Below are 1,332 nucleotides of genomic sequence, written 5' to 3'. Positions count from 1 at the left end.
GGGAGTGTAACTTGAACTGTGTCATTATCTAAATTAATGCTTCTCAGGAGCTACTGTTTTCTTTCAGTATTCGCTCACCAAATTTAATATAAAGTTGTGAAAATGCCAAGCCCCAATTATGGATCGGCATAGTCCATTTTTTACTGATGTTTTTGATGACCAGATACATCAGTTTTAAGAGTGCTTGCTCTGAAGTAAAAGCACCTTTTGTTTTAGTTATTTTTCTAATTTGTCTATGCACCCCCTCGATCGGATTTGTGGTATAGATAATCTTTCTGATGATTTCATCATACTCAAAAAAGGCTGATAAATTAAGCCAGTTGTCCATCCAGGATTTGCAGCTCAAAGGATATTTCCTGCCCCATTTTTCTTCAAACTCCAGCAGTCTCTCATAGCCCTGTTCTCCGTTTATGGCTGTGTAAATGGGTTTCATATCGGCTATTACGGCCTTTCTGTCCTTATCGGGCACATAGCGCATGCTTGCTCTAATCTGGTGCACAATGCAGAGCTGAACCCGAGTCTTGGGAAAGATAGCTTCGATAGCCTCCGGAAAGCCCTTTAAGCCGTCTATGCAGGAAATCAGGATATCTTCCACACCCCGCTGCTTTAGATCTGTAAGTACTGACAGCCAAAACTTTGCGCCCTCATTATCTGAAGTGTAGAGCCCTAAAATGTCTTTTTTACCTTCAATATCAATACCCAGAATATTGTATATCGCCCTGGTTTCTACCTGCCCATTTACTTTGACTTTAAAGAACATACAATCTAGAAAAACAAAGGGATAAACAGCATCCAGGGGCCTGGTGCGCCATTCTTGAACGGCAGGCAGAACGCTGTCGGTTATACGTGATATCTCTGTGGCAGAGATGTCCATGGCATACATTTCCTGTATGTAATCCCGCATTCCACGGGTACTCATGCCCATGGCATACATAGAAAGGATATTGCCTTCCAGTTCCTCGGTAATGATCAGCTGTCGTTTAGGTACAATCTTCGGCTCAAAAGTACCCAAGCGATCCCTGTTACTCTCCAGCTCAAATTCGCCAGAACTCAAACTGCGAACAGTCTTTTTTGTCTTGCCGTTCTTTCTGTTTGCAAAACCATTGAGCTTACTCTCAGATAAGTGATGGTTCAATTCCCCAGCCATCATAGACTCTAAAAAATGCTTCATCATAGGTGCCAAAACACCATCACTTCCAGTCATCTTTTCGCCGGAACTTAGCCCAGCCATTGCTTCGTTTTTGAAGCTCTCAAAATCAAAATCTTCTCCTGTTCTCATCGCTAATTGTGTTTAAAGGTTTAACGCTTTGACACAGTTCGTGGTACATACTC

Annotated in this window: 1 protein-coding gene; it reads right to left on the bottom strand. The window is 42.2% G+C overall.

The annotated features are described in order from the left end of the window. Positions 1 to 43: 43 nt before the first annotated feature. A complete protein-coding gene (locus EZJ43_RS16955) occupies positions 44 to 1,279 on the bottom strand; it encodes an IS256 family transposase (RefSeq protein WP_133263907.1) in 1,236 nt (411 codons plus the stop codon). Positions 1,280 to 1,332 lie beyond the last annotated feature (53 nt).

Origin of the sequence: Pedobacter changchengzhani (assembly GCF_004354365.1) — a bacterium.
In the GTDB taxonomy this organism is placed as follows: domain Bacteria; phylum Bacteroidota; class Bacteroidia; order Sphingobacteriales; family Sphingobacteriaceae; genus Pedobacter; species Pedobacter changchengzhani.
This window is presented reverse-complemented; position numbering and strand designations above follow the sequence as displayed.